The organism is Sandaracinus amylolyticus, from assembly GCF_000737325.1.
Classification (GTDB): Bacteria; Myxococcota_A; Polyangia; order Polyangiales; family Sandaracinaceae; genus Sandaracinus; species Sandaracinus amylolyticus.
In genome coordinates this window covers 10,205,757-10,224,109 of the sequence record NZ_CP011125.1, presented here as the reverse complement: position 1 = coordinate 10,224,109, position 18,353 = coordinate 10,205,757, and the positions used below count along the sequence as shown (strand labels likewise).

Here is an 18,353-nt window from a genome sequence, read left to right as displayed (position 1 = left end):
ATCACCGCGCGGTCGGCGCTTCGCTGCTCGGGCGCTCGGCGGGCGGAGTCTCGCTGTCGGGCGGTGGCGGCGCGCTCGGGGTCGCGGTGGGCGTCTCCGGGAACGCGTCGCGCGGGACCTCGCCGCTCAGCGAGTTCAGGAACGCGACGATCGAGCGCACCTGCTCGTCGCTCAGCTCGCGGCCGAGCTGGTAGCGGCCCATCACGCGCACCACCTCGGGCAACGTCGCCTGCGATCCGTCGTGCAGGTACGGCGCGGTGAGCGCGACGTTGCGCAGCGTCGGCACCTTGAAGCGATGACGATCCGCTTCGTCGTGCGTGACGTTGTAACAGCCCATGTCGGCCTCGGTGAGCGGCCTCCCGACGTCCTGGAAGTAGTCGCGCACCAGGCCCATGCGCTGGTACATCGTGCCGCCGAGGTTCGGTCCGGTGTGGCACGCGGTGCACCCGACGCTCACGAAGAGCGCGTAGCCGCGACGCTCCTCGTCGGTCAGCGCGCTCGCGTCGCCGCGCACGAAGCGGTCGAAGCGACCCGGCGTGATCAACATGCGCTCGTACTCGGCGATCGCGCTCTGCACGTTCTCCTGCGAGATCGGGCGCTCGCCGCCGAACACCGCCGCGAACTCCGCCGCGTACGTCGGATCGTTCTGGATGACGGAGAGCACACGATCCCAGCTCGAGCCCATCTCGAGCGGGTTCGTGATCGGCCCCGCGCACTGCGTCTCGAGATCGGGCGCGCGTCCGTCCCAGAACTGCACGAAGTTGAGCGCCGCGTTCAGCACCGGCGGCGAGTTGATCGGGCCGACCTGACCGCCGATCCCGATCGACGTGCGCCGCGGCTCGGCGCCGCCGTGCTCGAGCTGATGGCACGTGACGCACGCGACCGAGCCATCACCGGACAAGCGCGGATCGTGGAAGAGCGCGCGGCCGAGCAGCGCCTCGCGCCGCTCGAACCGCGCCTCGGGCAGCGCTTGGATCCCGCCGAGCGCCTGGGCCGGCGCGGGATCGGGGATCGCCGTCGTCGCAGCCTGCTGCGGCGCAGGCGCGGCTCGCTCGGCGCTCTCCTCCGAAGACGAGCCGCAGCCGATCACGACGGTCGCGGCGAGGCACATCCACACACGCGTCATCGTGCGAGGACATGCTCGCGCGCCTCATCGCCACAAGGGCCTGCGCACCACGCCTCGTCGTCGTCCGCTCAGTCGATCGCGAGCACGACCTTCCCGAAGTGCTCTCCGCTCGCGAGCCGCGCGTACGCCTCGCGCGCGTCGCGCCACGGGACCACACGATCGATCACCGGCTCGATCTTCGCCGCCTCGAGCGCGCGGCTCAGTGCCTCGAACATCGCGACCGAGCCCACGTACACACCCGCGACGCGCAGCGCCTTGTGGAAGAGCGCGTACGTGTCGATCTCGCCGCGCGTCCCGGTGAGCACGCCGATCAGGCCCATCGTGCCGCCGTAGCGCAGCGAGGCGACGGACTGGTCGAACGTGCCGGGCCCACCGACCTCGACGGCGAGGTCCACGCCGCGTCCGCCGGTGAGCGCCTTCGCGCGCTCTCCCCACTTCGGCTCCGCGACGTAGTCGATCACGTGATCGGCGCCCAGCGCGCGCGCCCGCTCGCGCTTCTCCGCGCTCTTCGACGTGAGGATCACCTGCGCGCCCGCGGCCTTCGCGAGCTGCAGCGCGAACACCGAGACGCCGCCGGTGCCCTGCACGAGCACCACGTCGCCCGGCGCGACCACGTGCGTGGTCTCGAAGAGCGCGTGCCACGCCGTCACCGCTGCGCACGGCAGCGTCGAGGCCTGCTCGAACGAGAGGTGCGACGGGATCGCGACCCACGCCGACTCGTCGAGCACGACCTCCTCCGCGAGCATCCCGTCGCGCCCACCGCCGAGCGCGTTCGCGTGATGGAAGTCGGAGAGCAGCCCGCTCTGCCAGGTGGGGAAGAACGACGCCGCGACGCGATCGCCGATCTTCCATCGCGTGACCTCCGCGCCGACCTCGATCACCTCGCCGGCGCCGTCGGAGAGCGGCACGACCGACGCCTTCCTGCTCTTCGCGTTCCGGCGGACGATCAGGTCGCGATAGTTGAGCGAGGCCGCGCGCACCCGCACCCGCACGTCGCGCGCGCCGAGCGGCGGCGAGGGTCGATCGGTGAGCACCAGCGCGTCGTTCTCGGGGGCGGGACGGAGCTCGTAGGCCTTCATGTTCGTCTTCTCCTCGTGAGGCGCGCCGGTCTCTCGTACCCTGCTTCCGATGTCGCAAGTACGTACAAAGACCGCCGGTACTATCAAGAAGGGAAGTAAGCGCGGCGACGATCAGCGCTCGAACTGCGCGGTCGAGGCGACGCTCGGCGTGATCGGCGGGCGCTGGAAGGGCGTGGTGCTCTACTGGCTGCTCGGCGGGAAGCTGCGGTTCGGCGAGCTGCGCCGCCGCGTACCGAACTGCTCGGAGCGCATGCTCACGCTGCAGCTCCGCGAGCTCGAGGAGGACGGGCTCGTCTCGCGCACCGTCTACGCCGAGGTCCCGCCGCGCGTGGAGTACGAGCTCACGGCGTTCGGTCGCAGCCTCGAGCCGATCCTGCTCGGCATGCGCGAGTGGGGCGAGCGCTACAAGCGCCGCCTGACGTGATCGATCGCGGCGCTCAGCCGATCGACGCGGCCGACCCGAGCTCGCCGATCAGCGCGCGCGGAGGCGCGCCCGCGATCGCGCGGAATTCGGCGATCAGGTGCGCCTGATCGCAGTAGCCGGCGCGGGCCGCGATCGTCGCCCAGGCGACGCGATCGTCCGAGCGCGCAGCACCGAGCGCGCGGTGGAAGCGCGCGAGCTTCGCGAACGCCTTCGGCGCGATCCCGAACGCGTCGCGGAACACGCGGCGGAGGTGGCGCGCGGTCACGCCGAGCTCGTCCGCCACGTCCTGTACGTTCGCACCGACGGAGGACGCGTCGCGCAGCTTCGCCGCGGCGTCGAGCGCGAGACGCGAGCACGGCCGCGCATCGGTCCGCACGCGCTCGGCGATCGCGGCATCGAGGATCGTCGCGGCCTCGAGCGCGTCGCGCGACGCGGCGAGCCGCTCGAACAGGTGGCGCGCCGCGGCCTCGCCCCAGAGATCCTCGAGCGCGACGACGCGTCCTGCGATCTCCGACGCGGGCACGCCGAGCACGGCCTCGGACGCGCCCAGACGAAGGCGCGCGCTCACGCTGCGGTGCGTCCCGCGCACGACCTTGCGACGAACGCGCTCCCTCGCGCCGAGCGCGTGTGCGTCGATCCCTCTCCGCGCGGTGGGGCCGAAGCGGACGATGATCTCGATCTCGGCGCGCGGGATCAGCACGTGCGGCGCGTCCGCCTCGGGCTCGTGCACGAGCAACGCGTCGACGACCGATGCGGTCGGCGCGCTGCTCGGAGCGAGAGATCGGCGATCGACGTGCATGGCGCTGAGCATGGCGTCGCGCGCTCGCTGCACAAGGGGCGCGCGTCGTGGTCCGCTTTCTCCAATCCGCGCGCCGCGCGGGTCGCTACGGTCGGCGCATGAAGATCCTCGTCACCGGAGCGACCGGAAAGGTCGGAAGTCGCCTCGCTCGCCGCCTCGCCTCGCGAGGCGACGACGTTCGCGCGCTCGTGCGCGATCCGAGCCGTGCCGCGTCGCTGCGCGAGCACGGCGTGGAGCTGGTGCAGGGCGACCTGCTCGACGTCGCGTCTCTCGACGCCGCGGTGCACGGCGTCGACGCGGTCGTGCACTGCGCCGCCTTCTTCCGCGGTGCGACCCCGGAGCAGGCGCATGCCGTCAACGACCTCGGCACGCAGCACCTCGCGACCGCCGCACGCGGCGCGTCGGTGAGGCGCTTCGTGTTCACGAGCACCGGGCTCGTGTACGGCGCGAACGGCGGGCGCCACGCGCGCGAGGACGATCCGTGCACGCCGGCAGCGGGATATCCGGCGAGCAAGCTCGCCGCCGAGCGTGCGCTCTTCGCGATCGAGGGCCTCGATGTCCGCGTGCTCCGTCTCCCGTTCGTCTACGGCGACGGCGATCCCCACGTCGAGGAAGTGGTCCCGATGATGCGCGGCTTCCTGCCGACGCAGCGCATGTCGCTCGGTCACCACGCCGACGTCGCGCAGGCGGTCGCGCGCGTCCTCGACGCGCGGTCGCCGTCGCACCGCGTCTACAACGTCGTCGACGACGAGGCGCCCGATCTCGCCACGCTGTTCGCGTCGGTCGGCGCGCCGCCGCCCGACGGCTCGGCGGCCGAGGCCGCGCGTGCGTTCGAGATGCTGCTCGATGGCCGACGACTCCGCGACGACCTCGGCTTCCGCCCGGCGTACCCGCGCCTCCAGGACGCGATCGCCGCCGGCGCGGCGTGACCGTCGATCACGCCGTGTCGGGGTCGAGCCGCAGCACCACGCGCCCGCCGTCGATCAGCGCGCACTCCGCGGTGCGGAACGACTTCACCGACGCCTGTCCCGTCAGTCGCGCGGTGATCACGCGCACGAAGGGCTCGTGCGACACCGCGACGACGAGCCCCGGCACGCTCGTGAGCAGGTGCTCGGCGCGCAGCGCGTCACCGTGGGGCTCGAAGGCACGATCGACGCTGATCAGCCCGGCGTAGCCGAGCCCCTGCGCGAGCAGCTCCGCGGTCTGCACCGCGCGCACGAGCGGGCTCGCGATCATCATCGCGGGCACCATCCCGCGTAGCGAGAGCGCGCTCGCGATCGCGCGCGCCTCGTCGCGACCACGCAGCGAGAGCACGCGCTCTTCGTCGTTTCCGTGCGCGGCCATCGCCTCGCCGTGACGCACCACCAGGATCGGCATGGGCTCAGGCCGCGCGGATCGCCGCGGTGTCGGGCCGCGTGCGCTCGCCGTCGGCGGCGATGCCACGCGACTCGAGCAGCGCGAGCAGGCGGCTCTCGGCGATGCGTCGATCGCCGACCAGCGGCGCGACGCCGCGCGCGAGCGCGCGCATCGTCGGGAACCGATCGTCCTGCACGCGCGCCATCGCACGGGCGACGAATTCGTCCCACGCGAAGTCGAGATCGTGGCGGATGAGCCCGGCGCGCGGCGCGTCCTCGCGGATGATGCGGCGCAGCAGGTTCGCGACGTTCGATCCCGTGAACGGAAGACGCCCGGTGAGCGCCTCGAACATCACCACGCCCATGCCGAACACGTCGGCGCGCGCGTCGACGTCGGGATCACCCGACGCCTGCTCGGGCGAGACGTAGCTCGGCGTGCCGAACACCCGACCGACCTCGCGCTGTCGCTCGTCGGCGGGCGCGCGATCCGACGCGCACACGCCGAAGTCGAGGAGCCGCACGCGCAGCGATCCGTCGACGTCGCGATCCATCACGATGTGCTCGGGCTTCACGTCGCGGTGCACGTAGCCGTGGGCGTGCGCGGCGTGGAGGATCGTCGCGACGCGCATGACGATCGCGCCGACCACCTCGGGCGCGAGCGTGCCGACGCGACGCAGCAGGCGCGCCATGCACTCGCCGCGCACGCGCTCGAGCACGAGGTAGGGCGAGCCGTCGGGGAGCACGCCCTCGTCGATCACCGGCACGATGCCGGGGTGCGCGACGGTGCGCGCGACCTCGCCCTCGCGGCGCAGGCGGCGCACGAGGTCGGGGTTGTCGACGAAGATCGGGCGCAGCGTCTTGACGACGACGTCCGCGCCGTCGTCGATGCGCTCTGCCTCGAAGACCACCGCGGTGCCGCCGATCCCGAGGACCTCGCCGACGAGATAGCGGCCGTCCAGGATCCTTCCCCGCAGCTCCGAACGCTCCGCTGCTTCCATCGCCGAGCCTCCAGCGGCGACCTTCGGGGCAACGGAGATCCCGGTCAAAAAAGCGACGCGGACGATCCGTGCTCGGGGATCAGCGCAGCCAGCGCGCCTCGGGGTTCTCTCGGCGCCAGATCACGTGATCCATGAAGTAGTGGTGCACGTTCACCACGACGAAGAAGGCCGCGAAGAACGGCGTCGGTCCGAGCGGTCCGTCGCTCGCGAGCCCGTCGTCGAGCAGCGCGGGGCCGCCGCGGAAGAGCAGCCATCCGAGCGCGAGCGCGGAGAGCGCGAGCAGACCGAGCCGCAGCGCGACGGGACGTCCGAGCGTCGGCGGTGCCTCCTCGGCGCGCGCGCGATTCCCGCGCATCAGCGCGACGAAGTAGAAGTACTGCACCGCGTGCAGCGCGGGGATCGCGTAGCGCACCAGCGGATCGGCGTTGGACCACACGGTCCACGCCCACACCGTGACGAGGAAGCCCGAGAGCGGCGCGAGCGGGAGAGTCCGCCATCGACGCGCGAGCACGATCACCAACGGCACGGTCGTGATCGCGAGCGCGATCGCACTGACGAGCTCGAGCCACGCGGGGCGCGCCATCGCCCAGTAGACGACGCCCTTCTCGACGAACTCGCCCGCCGGCGTCGAGGGGCTCGCCCACGCGTAGATCCACGCTGCGTAGCAGTGCGCGAGGATCACGCGCCGCTCGTTCTGATCGAAGCGCACGCCGCGCCGCATCGAGAGCACGGTGAGCACGCCGAAGCCCTGCTTCACGTAGTGCCAGCCGACGAGCACGAACATCAGCTGCACCATCCACCCGAGCGACTGCGCGGAGCGCAGCACCATCGCGGCGCCCGCCCACGTCACGAGCACGAGCGGCACCACGAACCCCGCGATCACGTAGCGAATCCGCTGCGCACGTGGGATCGACGCGCCGAGCACACGCTCGCGCACGTCGTCGTAGAAGAGCAGGTAGGTGACCGCGAAGTGCGGATCGTTGATCACGTGCGCCGCGTGGAAGAACAGGAACCCGAACGCGAGCTCCGACGCATCGAGCCCGACGTGCGCGCGCAGCAGCCACGAGAGCGGGAAGAGCAGCAGCGTGATCCCGCCGGTGAGCAGGAATTCCGCGACGCGCCCGCGCGACGGCGCGCTCACCTCTTCGTCGACGACGAGCGCCTCGACCGCACTGCTCACGCCGGCGACTCTATCATCGCGTCTCGACGCGCCGCCTTCCGAGAATTCCTGAGGAAGGCAGGAGGGTTAGGAACACCACGGAAGTGTTCCCAATCGAGCCGTGCCGAGCGCACCCGGGCCACGAGGAGAGTGTCTTCGTGGGGTCGCGATTCGTGTCCCGCGCTCCTCGGAAACGCTCGGCTGAGCGCTCCGCGAGCATCGAGCATCGAGCAGACCACTCGACGTGGTCCCTCCTTCCACTCCTGCTCTCCTCAGAAGCCTCTCGTGCTCTCCTCAGCGGCGCCGTTCCGCTCTCTTGAGCGCGACGAGGTGCTCCTCGCGCGTCGCGCCGCCACCCCACGCAGGGCGCGGCTGCGACGCGCTCGCGACCAGCTCGAGCCCCACGTGCGGCGCGATCTCGATCAGCTGCGGGATCAGCGGCACGTCGAGCTGACCGAAGCGCCCGTCGCCCATCAAGAGCACGATGAACCCATCGCGATCGAGCACGCGCTCCATGCCGCGCAGCATCGCCGCGACGTCGTCCCACCACTGCTCCGCGGCTTCGTCGGGATCGACCGCAGCGCTGCGACGCGCGCCCATCTCGCGCCGCGCGAACGCGCGCGCGTCGAGGCCGAGCCACGCGAGGCGCAGCGCGTGCTGCGCGTGGTAGTCGTAGGTCCCGCCGTAGGGCGGCGACGTGAGGATCAATCGCGCCTTGGTGCGCGCGCCGAGCAAGCGCTCGAGCTCGCGCGAGTCACCCTCGAAGAAGCGCGGCGCGATCGCGCCCTCGGGCAGCGCCTCGTCGAGCGTGCCCCAGCGCTGCGCGAGCTCGTGCGCCTTGCGCACGAACATCTCGGTGCTGAGCCCCTTGCGGATGCGCTTCTCCGCCTCCTGCTGCGAGGTCTCGGCGCGCTTCTTCGAGAGCTTCACGACGAGCGACGAGAAGACCATCTCGAGCGCGCGACGATCGGCCTCGTCCTCCACGCTCCGGATCTCCTCGAGCAGCCCCGCGAGCTCCTTGAGCACGTGCGGGCCGTACCAGCCGATCATCGAGGGCGGCAGCTTCGCGATCGCGCGCTCGCGCGCTTGCACGCGCTCGAGCGACGCCTCGCCCACCAGCTCCGCGAGCTGCTCGAACGCGTCACGCGACTCGAGGTCGCGTCGCTCGCACTTCACCCCGACCAGCGCGCCCGCGAGCGGATTGAGATCGACGCCCGCGCTGCGCCGGCCCGCGAGCATCGCCTCGAGCAGCACGGTCCCGCTCCCGCAGAACGGATCGAGCACGCGCTCACCCTCGCGCGTCGCGCGCGCGATCACGGTGCGCGCGATCGCGCGGTGCATGCGCGCCGGCCACGCGTGGAACCCGTGGGTGAGCGCGTCGGGATCTTCGTGCGCCGCGGCCTCCATCGCTTCGACGAGCGTCGCCGCGATCTTCGGGTCGCCCTGCGAGCGCGTGGGCCCGCCGACGTTCACCAGCGCCTTCCGACCGATCGACTCGTCGTCGCTCTCGCGCCTCGGTCGTCCAGTGCCAGCATTGGCACTGCCAGTGCCAGCGCTGGCACTGCCAGTGCCAGCATTGGCACTGGGACGACGAACTCTCTTCCGCTCCTCGCTCATCGCGCCCTCCGCGCGCGAGCCCTCGGGCTCGGCGCCTCGTCCTCGTTCACCGGCTGATCGAAGAAGCGACGCAGCGCGTGCGCGTCCTCGGTGCGCGCACCGTCCGCAGTGCGCGCGACGATCGGCGGATGCTCCGCGATCGTCCCCGTTCCCTCGCCTCGCGGTTCCCCGTCGGACCGCAGGGCGAACGTCCAGATCGTGAAGAGCGCGTCCTTGTCCGCGCGGGGCACGACGTCGCGCTTCGCGATCACGTCGAGCCCCGCCGCAGCCGCGCCTGCCATCGCGCGATCGGGACGACGCGCATCGCCGCACACCACGAGGCGACCTCCGGGCGCGAGCAGCCGCGCGCCCGCCGCGACGTAGTCCTCGATCCCGCCGCGCATCTCGATCCGTGCATAGGTCCGCTGCGAGTCGGTCGAGGGCGAGCTCTTCTTGGGATCGAAGTACGGCGGCGTACCGGTGATCAGATCCGCGCGCTCCTCGAGCGCGACCGTGCGGAGGTCACCGTGGATCAGCCGCACGCGCTCCGTGAGCGCGTTGCGCGCGAGGTTGCGCCGCGCGAGCTCGTGCGAGATCGCCTGTGCCTCGATCGCGATCACGCGCGCGTCGCGAAGCTTGTACGCGACCATCAGCGTGACCGATCCGATCCCGCACCCGAGGTCGATCACGCGCTGCGCATCGGGCCGCGCCTCCACCGCCTCGCGCGCGGTCGCGACGTCGTCGAGCGAATAGCGATGCCCACGAACGCGCTGCCACAAGCGCCAAGCGCCCGCGATCGCGTCGTCGCTGAGCTCGCCGATCTCCTCGTCCGTCACCGTCATCGAAGGCGCTTGACCTACCACGCGCGCGCCACGATGGTGGCCGCCATGACCACGCTCCACGATTTCCAGGTGAAGACGATCGACGGCGCGACCAAGAGCCTCGCCGACTACCGCGGAAAAGCGCTGCTCGTCGTCAACGTGGCGAGCCAGTGCGGGCTCACACCGCAGTACTCGAAGCTGCAGTCGCTCTACGAGCAGTACGGAGCGAAGGGCGCCGAGGTGCTCGGCTTCCCGTGCAACCAGTTCATGGGCCAGGAGCCCGGCACCGAGAACGAGATCAAGACGTTCTGCGAGACGAGCTACGGCGTGACGTTCCCGCTCTTCTCGAAGATCGAGGTGAACGGCGGCGGCGCGCACCCGCTCTACCAGTGGCTGAAGGGCGAGACCGGCGGCGGCGACATCCAGTGGAACTTCGAGAAGTTCGTCGTCGGCAAGGACGGCCGCGTGGTCGAGCGCTTCTCGCCGAAGACCGCGCCCGACGATCCGAAGATCGTCGCCGCGCTGCAGCGCGCGCTCGGCTGAGCGAGCTCAGCTCGCCGAGGGACGGGAGCGCCGATCGATCGCGGGCGCGGGCTCGCGGGTCGGCATCCCGTTCGCGGCGAGCTGCTCCTGACACCAGGTGAGCGCGTCGGCGCGCGTCGCGAACGTCTGCACCGGCCACTTCGGGGGCGCGATCCAGTGGATCGCGGTCATCACTCCGCGCAGCAGCGGGTTCGGCAGGACGATCGCCTCGGCGACGCGCCGTCCTTCGAGCTCGCGCGTGAGGCTCTGGAGCCGCTCGCCCATGCGCTTGCGGTGGGTCGGGCTGAGCGCGGTCGGCCCGAGCTCCGAGCCATCGACGAGATGCACGTGGGCGCGGCGGGTGCGCGCGATCGCGACGAGCTCGTCGAAATGCGAGTCCACGTCGCTCAACGAGAGCTCGGCTGGCATCTCGACGAGGAGCACGGGCCAGGTCGAGAGATCCACCTTCGGCAGCGCCATCGGTCGATCTGAGCGAGGCGCGGGCTGCGAAGGAAGGAACCACGGGTGCAGGAGGCTGGCTCGTCGGTCCACGCCACCATTCGAGAACGCTCGAGCGGCACGTGCACGAGCTCGAGTCAGCCGCGCGAACACGAACGCGGCGAGAGCAGCGAGCCGAAGCTCACCGCACCCGCCGCCGTCATCACGCCCGATCCACGGCGCTCGTCACGCCGATCCGCACCGTGCTCGTGCGCGTGCACGTCCCGCGTGCTCGTCCACGTGCCACCTGCGCGTGCTCGTCGGTGCCCCGCGACTCAGCGCCAGCGACCGCGACCCTGCCCCGCCGGATCGGCATACGGCCCGCCGTCGCTGTCCGTGATCCCCGTGTACCCGACGCGCCCGGTGCCGCGTCCGTTGCCCGCGGGATCCGCGTACGGCCCGCCGTCGCTGTCGGTGATCCCGCTGGTCCGCCCGTACACGCCGCGCCCGTAGCCCGCGGGATCCGCGTACGCGCCCCCGTCGCTGTCGGTCAGCCCGGTGTACGCCTGGCGTTGCTGGCCGCGCCCGTAGCCCGCGGGATCCGCGTACGCGCCGCCGTCGCTGTCGGTCACGCCGGTGCGATAACGGCCCTGCGGCGCCTGCACCACCACCGTCGCCCCGGGGGGCGCCGCGGGCGCCTGCGCGTACACGACCGGCCGCCGTCGCACCACGCATCCCGGGAGCACCGCGGCCGCGGCGCCTCCGGCGAGCACGCCGATCACGCCCAGCATCGAGCGGCGCGTGACGGGTGCGGGCTCTTCCGATCCGCTCCGCTCCGAGACGATGTCGGCATCGTCGAGCGTGAGCGTCTTCTTCGCGACCTCGGGATCAGTCTTCTTGTCGGACATGCGCGGCACGACTCCTATGGAAAGCCTGCCCGGCTCTCGTGTTCTCGCCCGGGCGTCCCGTAGGGACGCGCCCGGCCCCCGGCAGATTCTCTCACGACCGCAGCGGTCGAGGCGACTCCCATGCTACGAGGCGCGCCGCTATGCTCTCCCCGTCCATGACGACGTCGAAGACGATCGACGAGGTCGCGCAGGGCCGCGTCGGGCAGGTCGTCGCCGATCGCTACGAGCTCCAGCGATTGCTCGGCGTCGGCGCGAGCGGCGCCGTCTACGAGGCGATCCATCGCTACACCGATCGCAGCGTCGCGCTGAAGGCGATGCACCCGCACCTCACGGCCGCGCCCGAGGCGGTGCGGCGCTTCCTGCGCGAGGCGCGCGCGGCCGCGGCGGTCGGACATCCCGGCATCCCGCAGGTGCTCGACGCGGGCACGCTCGAGGACGGTCGCCCGTACATCGTCAACGAGCTGCTCGAGGGTCGCTCGCTCGACGAGGCGATCCGCGCGAAGGACCTCACGCTCGACGACGTCACCACGATCGGCGTGCAGCTCTGCGACGTGCTCGCGGCCGCGCACGACGTGCACATCGTGCATCGCGACGTGAAGCCCGAGAACGTGTTCCTCGTGCGCGAGAAGGGCACGCTCGGCGTGCGGCTGCTCGACTTCGGCGTCGCGAAGAACCTCCAGAGCGTCGATCGCAGCGGCATCCTCACCAAGCCGGGCACCGCGATCGGCACGCCGACGTACATGGCGCCCGAGCAGGCGCGCGCGCTGCCCGTCGATGCGCGCACCGATCTGTGGGGCGCGGGCGCGACGCTCTTCCATGCCGCGACCGGGCGCACCCACTTCCAGGAGCCGAGCCTCCCGATGCTGCTGATGCGCATCGTCACGAGCCGTCCGCCGCGCATTCGCGAGGTCCGCGCCGATGTGCCCGACGCGCTCGCGCGCGCGATCGACGGCGCGCTCGAGCCCGACGTCGCGCACCGATGGCCCGATGCGCGGGCGATGGCCGCGGTGCTCGCGGGTTAATCGAGAGTTAATCCTCGAATTGCCGGGGAGACTCCGGATGGCCGTCGCGCGAAGGTGCGCTTCGTGGGCGGGCGAGCGGTATGGGGGAGCATCGCCGCGACGGTGGTGCTCTCGGGCGCGAGCATCCTCTGGGGGGGTTGCTCGCTCGAGCGCGTGAGCTTCGCGGGCGCCTCGCGCGATGCGAGCGCGATCGACGCGGGCGCCGGTGACGCAGGCGTGGTCGGCGCGTGCGTGCCGCGATGCGCGGACACCGTCGCGATCCGGTGCGTGGGGACGAGCACCGTCGAGGAGGACTGCGCGCCGCGCGGCGCGCGATGCGCGATGACCGACGGCGATGCGACGTGCGTCGCGCGCACCTGCGAGCCGCTGCGGACGCGCTGCGACGGCGACGTGCTCTACACGTGCGACGCGGACGGCGCGCACGAAGCGCCCACGACGTGCGAGCACGGATGCAGCGAGGGCGCGTGCGTGACCGAAGCTCCGTCGTGCGTGTGGAGCGGCGAGATCGTCGACGAGGGCTCGTACACGATCGATCTCTGCGGGCGCACCGACGATCACCGCGTGCGCGCCGACCAGTGCGAGGGCGCGGCGAGCAACGGCGAGGACGCGCAGGTGCGCCTGTTCGTGTCGCAGCGACGTCGGCTGCGCCTCGATCTGCGCGACGTCGACGGCCCGGGCGGGGTCGACACGGTGCTCTCGCTGCTGCGCCGCTGTGGTGACGTGCAGAGCGAGATCGAGTGCGCGAACGACGTCGCGTGCGCCGACGCCGACGACGATCTGAAGGCGACTCCGTGCGAGTCGGGGCGCCAGCCGCGCCAGTCGCGCCTCGAGCTCGAGCTCGACCCCGGCACGTACTACCTGCTGCTCGACAGCCAGAACCGCGGCTCGTTCGGGTGCGGTCGCGTCGAGCTGCGCGTGCGCGTCATGAACTAGAACGTCTGTCCCGGGCCCCAGCGCACGACGAAGGGGCGCGCCTGGACGATCACGATGCGCCCGCCGGCGAGCAGGAACTCGACGTCCACCGCGTTCACCGGCGCCGCCCAGCGGGGCCGCTCTCCGCCGACGAAGTGCGCGTGGATGCGCGCGAGGCGCTCGTGCAGCGCGGTGATCGCCGCGTCGTCGAGCAAGAGCGCGCCGGGGCTCCGCGAGCTGCGCGCGAGGAGCTCGGTCTCGAGCGGGCCGGCGTACGTGTAGATCATGTGCTGCTCGGGGATCTCCTCGCCCGCCGCGCCGGTCACGCTCCCGCCGAGCACCTGCGCGTTCACGAAGAACCCGGGGCGCGCCTCGTAATACGGGTTCGCGGTGATCGCGACGCCGTTCGCGCTCGCACCGTCGACGAAGGGCTGCGCGAGGATCGCCATCCCGACGCTGCGGTGATCGACGCGATACCACTCGCGCTCCTCGTACGCGCCGAGCAGCCACACGCTCGACCACACCTCGCGCAGCGCGTTCGCGATCTCCTGCTCGCTCGCGCCCGCGCTCACCACGACGCTGCGATAGAGGCCCGCGCCGGTGAAGCCCGCGAGGTCCTCGGCGTTCGTGCTCGATCGCAGGATCCACCGCGCCTGGGGCGCGACGTGCGCGATGCGGCGCCGCACCTCCTGCACGAGCCGCGGCTCGACGCCCGCGCTCTGGATCATCGCGCGCACCTGCGCGAGCTGTCGCGCGCGCACCGTCGCGTCGCCGCGGAACGTCGGGTCCGCGAGCATCTGCGGCAGGCCGTGCACGATCCCGCTGTCGCCGAGGTGCTCGAGGTAGTGCGCGACCGGCACCACGAACCCGCCCGGCGTGTCGATGTTGCCCAGCGAGCACACCTCGCCCAGCTGCGACGCCTTCGCGCCCGCGAACGCGGCGTCGGGCAGCCGGAGATCACACACGTCGACGAGGCGTCGCTCGCGCCGATCGACGCGCGGGACCTGCGGCTGGGCGGGACGGCGTGATGCCCACGCGGCCTCGGCCTGCGCGAGCGTGGCCTCGCGGATCGCGAACTCCTGCGGGCCGATCACGAGCTGCACGAGCCGCCCGTCGAGCCGCTGCACGTCGGGATGATCGAGCGCGCCGCGAAGCCCCATGTTCGGCGTGCCGCGGGTCGCGCAGAGGATGGCGACGTGCCCGAGCGGGGCCTGGAGCTGCGCGCTGATCACGCCGCTCACGACCGGGATCTCGTCGGGCAGCTGCTCGAGCACGAGGATCTGATCGGGGCGCACCGTGCTGGGATCGAGCGCGCCGCGCACGACGCGCAGCGTGCCGAACGCCGGACCATCGGTGAGCGGCTGGTAGCGCACGCCCGCGAACACCTCGTCCGCGGTCGCGATCGGCAGCTGCGCGCGCACGCTCGCGATCGACCGGTCGTGCAGCGGCGACATCGGGCGGAATCGGAGACGATCGCCGATCCACAACGCGCCGCGCAGCTGCTCGAAGAGCGCGACGATGCGATCGCCGGGCAGCGTGTCGCCCCCGACGAGCTCGACGGTCCAGATGTCGCTGTCGAGGTAGTGCACGATCGTGCCGAGCTCGAAGCGGCGCTCGGGACGGCGGTACTCGCGGACGTTGAACATCTGGTGATCGGCGGGCTGGCGCCCGACGGGATGCTGTTCGGTCGAGAGATGATCGCGCGCGAACTCGTAATGGATGCCCCAGCGCTGCGTGTCGATGAACCAGACGGTCCGGCCCTCGGCGACGTCGACGAGGAACTTCACGACCTCGGTGCGCGCGACCGCGCTCGACGCGGGACGCGCCGCGAGCCGTGCCCACGTGCTCGCGTCGTCGATGCGATGCGCAGACTCGAGGCGCCCCTCGGCGGTGCTCTGCGCGCCGTCGCTCGACTCACCGCCCTGCGCGTCGCCGCGCAGCGAGTGATCGTCGGGCAATGGCGCGACCGGTCCGCCGTTGCGTCGCGCCAGCGCGCTCCCACACGACGCGATCAGCGCGACGATCCCCAACGCCGCGAGCCGCCCCCCGATCCTGCGCACGTCGTCGAGCATAAACCTCTGCGACGTACGAGTGCCCGCGAGCGTTCTCGTCGTGACCGGAAAACACGCGGGCGCACTTCGGCGCACCCGCGCGCTCAACGAAGGACGAACGCACCGAGCGGGAAGCGCGTGCCGTTGATCTGCACCTCGACGCGATGCTCGCCGGGGTGGTGCTTGCGCGTCGTGCGCTCTTCGAGCGAGAGGCGGCGCGTGAGCGCGAGCGCTGCGCCCGGCGCGAGCGAGGCGCGCGTCCACTTGAACACCTTCGCGCTCGTCTGGCCACGCGCCTTCACGTAGTGGACGACGAGGTCGATCACCGCGTCGAGCGGCGCCGCGGTGGTGATCGTCGCGTCGATGCGCACCTCGCCGCCGCGCTTCACGCGCGCTGGTGTGATGGCGCCACGCACCTCGCACTCGGGGCGCGCGCTCGACACGCCGAGCACCTCGAGCGCGCCCGCATCGCCGCGCTTGATCAGCGTGCGCAGCGCGTGGCGCACCGTCTTCTCGCGCGCCGGAACGCGCACCCACGCGCGTGCGATCTCGACCGCGCGCGCCGGGTGATCCTTGGCGACGTCGTTCAGGTGGTTCGCGACCGAGCGACGCACCGTCTCGCTCTCGTCGTCGACCAGCCGCGCGATGCGCGCGAGCCCGGGCTCGGGATCCTCGATCAGCCAGCGCACCCGCGCCGCCCACGGCAGACGCGGGCGCATGCCCTCGCTCACGAGGCGGCGCACGTGCGGGCTCGGATCGGTCACCCACCCATCGAGCCGCGCGAGCGTGAGCTCGCGGTGCTGCTCGAGGAACGGACGTATTGCGAATTCGCAAGAGAAGCGTTGCGTAATTGCATGCATCGCGTCGAGCGATCGCGCCGGGTGCGCGAGGCCGTGCTCCGCGACGAACATCGTGTGCGGCAGGTAGAAGAACGGCGCCATGCCCGACACCGCGTCGATGTTCCCGACCGGACCGAGCGAGCGCTCGATCACGTCGATCGCGTCCTCGTAGCGCGCCGGCAGCCCGGCGTGCATCGCGCGCATCAGGTGCCGCCCACGGTCGAGCAGCTCGAGGGCGTCGAGCCCATCCGTCGCGCGACGTCGGAACGCGCGCTCGTCGAACGTCGGATGCACCGCGCGCAGCGACGCACCGAGGCGCTGCACCAACGCGGTGTCGAAGAAGTCCTTGAGCTGCGCCGCCATCAGACCACCGTGACGCGACGGCGCCCGAGCACGCCGCCGTCGATCTCGACGACGTCGCCCGGCCCGAGCATGCGCGCATTGGAGGTGTGTGCGCGCAGCGCCGCGGCGAGGCGCGTGGTGCGACCGGGGAGCAGCGACGCGAGCTTTCGCTTCCACGCCGCGACGGTGAACGCGACGCCCGACGGAGTGCCGGTGAGCACCGCATCGCCCTTCTCGAGCACGCCCGAGGGCACTCCGCGCGCCGCCGCGAGCAGCAGCTCGCGCGGGGTCGCGACGAGGTCCATCGTGCGCCCGCGCTGGCGCGTCTCGCCGTTCACCGTGAGCGTGAGCGTCACGTCGAGGCACGCATCGACGCGCGGCGTGTCGGGCACCCACAGCGTCGTCCCCGCGACGAGGAGCCCGGGGAAGCTCTTCGCCGCGCCCCAGAACCGCATGCGATCGGCGCGTCCTTCGCCGAGCACCTGCACCGTGCGCGCGGTGAGATCGTTCGCGACGAAGTAGCCGATCGGCGGCGCGAGATCGCGGCGCTCGAGCTGCGCGACGTGCACGTCGTCGAGCAAGAGGAAGCCGAGCTCGACCTCGTAGTCGAAGAGCGGCGGGAGCATCGCGAACCGCTGTCCGACGCGCGACGCGAGGGCCGGATCGAGGCGTGCGATCGCCGAGAGCATGGTGTCGCGCGACGGGCGCTGGACCGCGTCTCCGTCGCGCAGCAGCGACGCCGCGTCCTTGTCGAACACGACGAGCCCTTCGCCGTCACCGCCGGTCTCGTTGATGTGCGCGGCGTAGGTCAGGCCGAGCGCGTGGACGCGCTTCGGCGCGAGCTCGAGCGGGCGCGTGGTGCCATCGCGCGGGTCGAGCGCGCGCATCGTCGCGGGCTTCGCGGTCATCGTTCCTCCAGGTGCGTCGCGTCCCACCCGAGGTAGCGCGCTCCGTCGAGCGGCTCGGGCGCGTGGAATTCGAGCGCTGCGACCTGCGACGTCAGGCGTCCATCGGGCCTCCAACGATCGAGCGGGTGCGCGCGCGAGAAGAGCTCGACCTCGCACTCCGCGACGTCGCTCTGCGCGACGTGCACGTCCCATCCCTCCGGATCGCGATACGCGTACCCGACGAGCGTGCGCGGATCGCACCACGCGCGGCCACGCAGCGATCGTGTCGCGGAGCGCGCTTCGAAGCGCAGCTCGCCGTCGCGCGGATCGAGGCGCGTGAGCAGGATGCCCGGCACTTCGTGGAACGCGTGCTCGCGCTCCGACGTGCGCAGGTAGATCGGCGAGAAGCGCAGCCCGGGCACGCTGCGCCGCGGCTGCACGGTGAGCGCCTCGAGGCGCGCCTCGGGATCTTCGCGGAAACGCGGGCAGTAGAGCCACGTGAGCGCTTCGACACGGCGTGTCCCCCAGATGTGCTTCTGGAGACCGGACGCGCCGCGCACTTCGTGACGCGTTCCGTCGACCGACACGACGCCGGTGAACGTGACGTCGTCGTGCGAGTGGCTCACGTGCGTGGGGAGCGGCAGCAGGTCGAAGCCGCGCGGACCGCGTCGCGCGACGCTCGGCGAGGGAGCGAAGCGCAGGTCCCACTCGATCGCGTGATCGCCCGACGCCACGCGCCCGCGGCTCACGCCGGTCGCGAGCTCCGACGCGCCGATGCGGATCGCGAAACGATCGGACGTGCCCGCATCGAATTCCGAGATGGAGTGCAGCGACTTCAGCGCGCGCGCCGGCTCGCTCGATCGACGATCGAACGCCGCCGCCCACACCGTCGCGCGGGGCTCGCCGCGCGCTCCGGGCGCCGGCGCGAAGAGCGTGTAGCGCAGCCACCACGCGCGTTCGCCGCTCGGGTCGAGCACCACCAGGAACCAGATCTCGAAGAACCCCGGCTCGCCCTTCCAGCGTGGAAGGTCGGCGCGCTCGCTGGACCGCATCCCAGGCTCACTCCTCGCCGTCG

Annotated in this window: 19 protein-coding genes; 5 read left to right on the top strand and 14 right to left on the bottom strand. The window is 72.0% G+C overall.

Going from position 1 to position 18,353, the window contains the following annotated elements; genetic code table 11:
• Nucleotide 1: 1 nt before the first annotated feature.
• Together DB32_RS43425 and DB32_RS43420 are read right to left on the bottom strand one after the other, a co-directional pair.
• On the bottom strand, nucleotides 2–1,126 hold the full coding sequence (locus DB32_RS43425) for a cytochrome-c peroxidase (protein ID WP_075097769.1): 1,125 nt from the start codon (nucleotides 1,124–1,126) through the stop codon (nucleotides 2–4).
• A gap of 68 nt (nucleotides 1,127–1,194) precedes the next feature.
• Nucleotides 1,195–2,205: a zinc-dependent alcohol dehydrogenase family protein gene (locus tag DB32_RS43420; RefSeq protein ID WP_053238550.1), complete on the bottom strand. Its 1,011-nt coding sequence runs from the start codon at nucleotides 2,203–2,205 to the stop codon at nucleotides 1,195–1,197.
• 49 nt (nucleotides 2,206–2,254) lie between these two features.
• Between DB32_RS43420 and DB32_RS43415 the strand changes: the two genes are divergently transcribed.
• Nucleotides 2,255–2,629 carry a winged helix-turn-helix transcriptional regulator gene (locus DB32_RS43415; RefSeq protein WP_075097768.1) on the top strand — a complete coding sequence of 125 codons (375 nt, stop codon included), beginning with the start codon at nucleotides 2,255–2,257 and terminating at the stop codon, nucleotides 2,627–2,629.
• A gap of 13 nt (nucleotides 2,630–2,642) precedes the next feature.
• Here DB32_RS43415 and DB32_RS43410 read toward each other — a convergent pair whose 3' ends face one another.
• Nucleotides 2,643–3,428, bottom strand: coding sequence for a helix-turn-helix domain-containing protein (locus DB32_RS43410; protein WP_075098185.1), 786 nt, complete (start codon nucleotides 3,426–3,428; stop codon nucleotides 2,643–2,645).
• Nucleotides 3,429–3,526: 98 nt separating this feature from the next.
• Here DB32_RS43410 and DB32_RS43405 point away from each other — a divergent pair, with 98 nt between their 5' ends.
• Complete coding sequence (locus tag DB32_RS43405) at nucleotides 3,527–4,357, top strand: NAD-dependent epimerase/dehydratase family protein (protein ID WP_053238549.1); 831 nt, start codon at nucleotides 3,527–3,529, stop codon at nucleotides 4,355–4,357.
• Between the two features lie 7 nt (nucleotides 4,358–4,364).
• Here DB32_RS43405 and DB32_RS43400 read toward each other — a convergent pair whose 3' ends face one another.
• From DB32_RS43400 to DB32_RS43380, 5 genes are all read right to left on the bottom strand, one after another.
• A complete protein-coding gene (locus DB32_RS43400; protein WP_053238548.1) occupies nucleotides 4,365–4,805 on the bottom strand; it encodes a SixA phosphatase family protein in 441 nt (146 codons plus the stop codon).
• Nucleotides 4,806–4,809: 4 nt separating this feature from the next.
• Complete coding sequence (locus DB32_RS43395) at nucleotides 4,810–5,781, bottom strand: serine/threonine-protein kinase (RefSeq protein WP_053238547.1); 972 nt, start codon at nucleotides 5,779–5,781, stop codon at nucleotides 4,810–4,812.
• Nucleotides 5,782–5,860: 79 nt separating this feature from the next.
• Nucleotides 5,861–6,961, bottom strand: a complete 1,101-nt coding sequence (locus DB32_RS43390; RefSeq protein WP_053238546.1) for a hypothetical protein — start codon at nucleotides 6,959–6,961, stop codon at nucleotides 5,861–5,863.
• A gap of 273 nt (nucleotides 6,962–7,234) precedes the next feature.
• Nucleotides 7,235–8,413 (bottom strand): DNA methyltransferase, encoded by a 1,179-nt coding sequence (locus tag DB32_RS43385; protein ID WP_053238545.1) that lies wholly within the window; start codon nucleotides 8,411–8,413, stop codon nucleotides 7,235–7,237.
• Nucleotides 8,414–8,553: 140 nt separating this feature from the next.
• The gene (locus DB32_RS43380; protein ID WP_053238544.1) at nucleotides 8,554–9,378 is read right to left on the bottom strand and encodes a tRNA1(Val) (adenine(37)-N6)-methyltransferase; all 825 of its coding nucleotides are present in this window, start codon (nucleotides 9,376–9,378) and stop codon (nucleotides 8,554–8,556) included.
• A gap of 45 nt (nucleotides 9,379–9,423) precedes the next feature.
• On the opposite strand from DB32_RS43380, the gene DB32_RS43375 reads away from it, so the two are divergent.
• The gene (locus tag DB32_RS43375; protein WP_053238543.1) at nucleotides 9,424–9,900 is read left to right on the top strand and encodes a glutathione peroxidase; all 477 of its coding nucleotides are present in this window, start codon (nucleotides 9,424–9,426) and stop codon (nucleotides 9,898–9,900) included.
• A 6-nt stretch (nucleotides 9,901–9,906) separates the two neighbouring features.
• Here the strand turns inward: DB32_RS43375 and DB32_RS43370 are convergent, their stop codons facing one another.
• Nucleotides 9,907–10,359 carry a hypothetical protein gene (locus DB32_RS43370; RefSeq protein ID WP_053238542.1) on the bottom strand — a complete coding sequence of 151 codons (453 nt, stop codon included), beginning with the start codon at nucleotides 10,357–10,359 and terminating at the stop codon, nucleotides 9,907–9,909.
• 293 nt (nucleotides 10,360–10,652) lie between these two features.
• Entirely contained in the window at nucleotides 10,653–11,225 is a 573-nt protein-coding gene (locus DB32_RS49325; RefSeq protein WP_053238541.1) for a hypothetical protein, read from the bottom strand.
• Nucleotides 11,226–11,380: 155 nt separating this feature from the next.
• Between DB32_RS49325 and DB32_RS43360 the strand changes: the two genes are divergently transcribed.
• Together DB32_RS43360 and DB32_RS49320 are read left to right on the top strand one after the other, a co-directional pair.
• Complete coding sequence (locus tag DB32_RS43360) at nucleotides 11,381–12,247, top strand: serine/threonine-protein kinase (RefSeq protein ID WP_053238540.1); 867 nt, start codon at nucleotides 11,381–11,383, stop codon at nucleotides 12,245–12,247.
• Between the two features lie 63 nt (nucleotides 12,248–12,310).
• Nucleotides 12,311–13,180: a hypothetical protein gene (locus DB32_RS49320; RefSeq protein WP_205627136.1), complete on the top strand. Its 870-nt coding sequence runs from the start codon at nucleotides 12,311–12,313 to the stop codon at nucleotides 13,178–13,180.
• Here DB32_RS49320 and DB32_RS43350 read toward each other — a convergent pair.
• From DB32_RS43350 to DB32_RS43335, 4 genes are all read right to left on the bottom strand, one after another.
• The gene (locus DB32_RS43350; RefSeq protein ID WP_157070388.1) at nucleotides 13,177–15,219 is read right to left on the bottom strand and encodes a PEP/pyruvate-binding domain-containing protein; all 2,043 of its coding nucleotides are present in this window, start codon (nucleotides 15,217–15,219) and stop codon (nucleotides 13,177–13,179) included. The two genes, DB32_RS49320 and DB32_RS43350, sit on opposite strands and share 4 nt — an antisense overlap.
• A 95-nt stretch (nucleotides 15,220–15,314) precedes the next feature.
• The gene (locus DB32_RS43345) at nucleotides 15,315–16,412 is read right to left on the bottom strand and encodes a DNA alkylation repair protein (RefSeq protein ID WP_053238537.1); all 1,098 of its coding nucleotides are present in this window, start codon (nucleotides 16,410–16,412) and stop codon (nucleotides 15,315–15,317) included.
• Entirely contained in the window at nucleotides 16,412–17,299 is an 888-nt protein-coding gene (locus DB32_RS43340) for a fumarylacetoacetate hydrolase family protein (RefSeq protein ID WP_053238536.1), read from the bottom strand. Before DB32_RS43340 ends, DB32_RS43345 begins: the two co-directional genes overlap by 1 nt.
• A complete protein-coding gene (locus DB32_RS43335; protein WP_157070387.1) occupies nucleotides 17,296–18,330 on the bottom strand; it encodes a hypothetical protein in 1,035 nt (344 codons plus the stop codon). The genes DB32_RS43340 and DB32_RS43335 overlap by 4 nt, the downstream gene beginning before the upstream one ends.
• Nucleotides 18,331–18,353 lie beyond the last annotated feature (23 nt).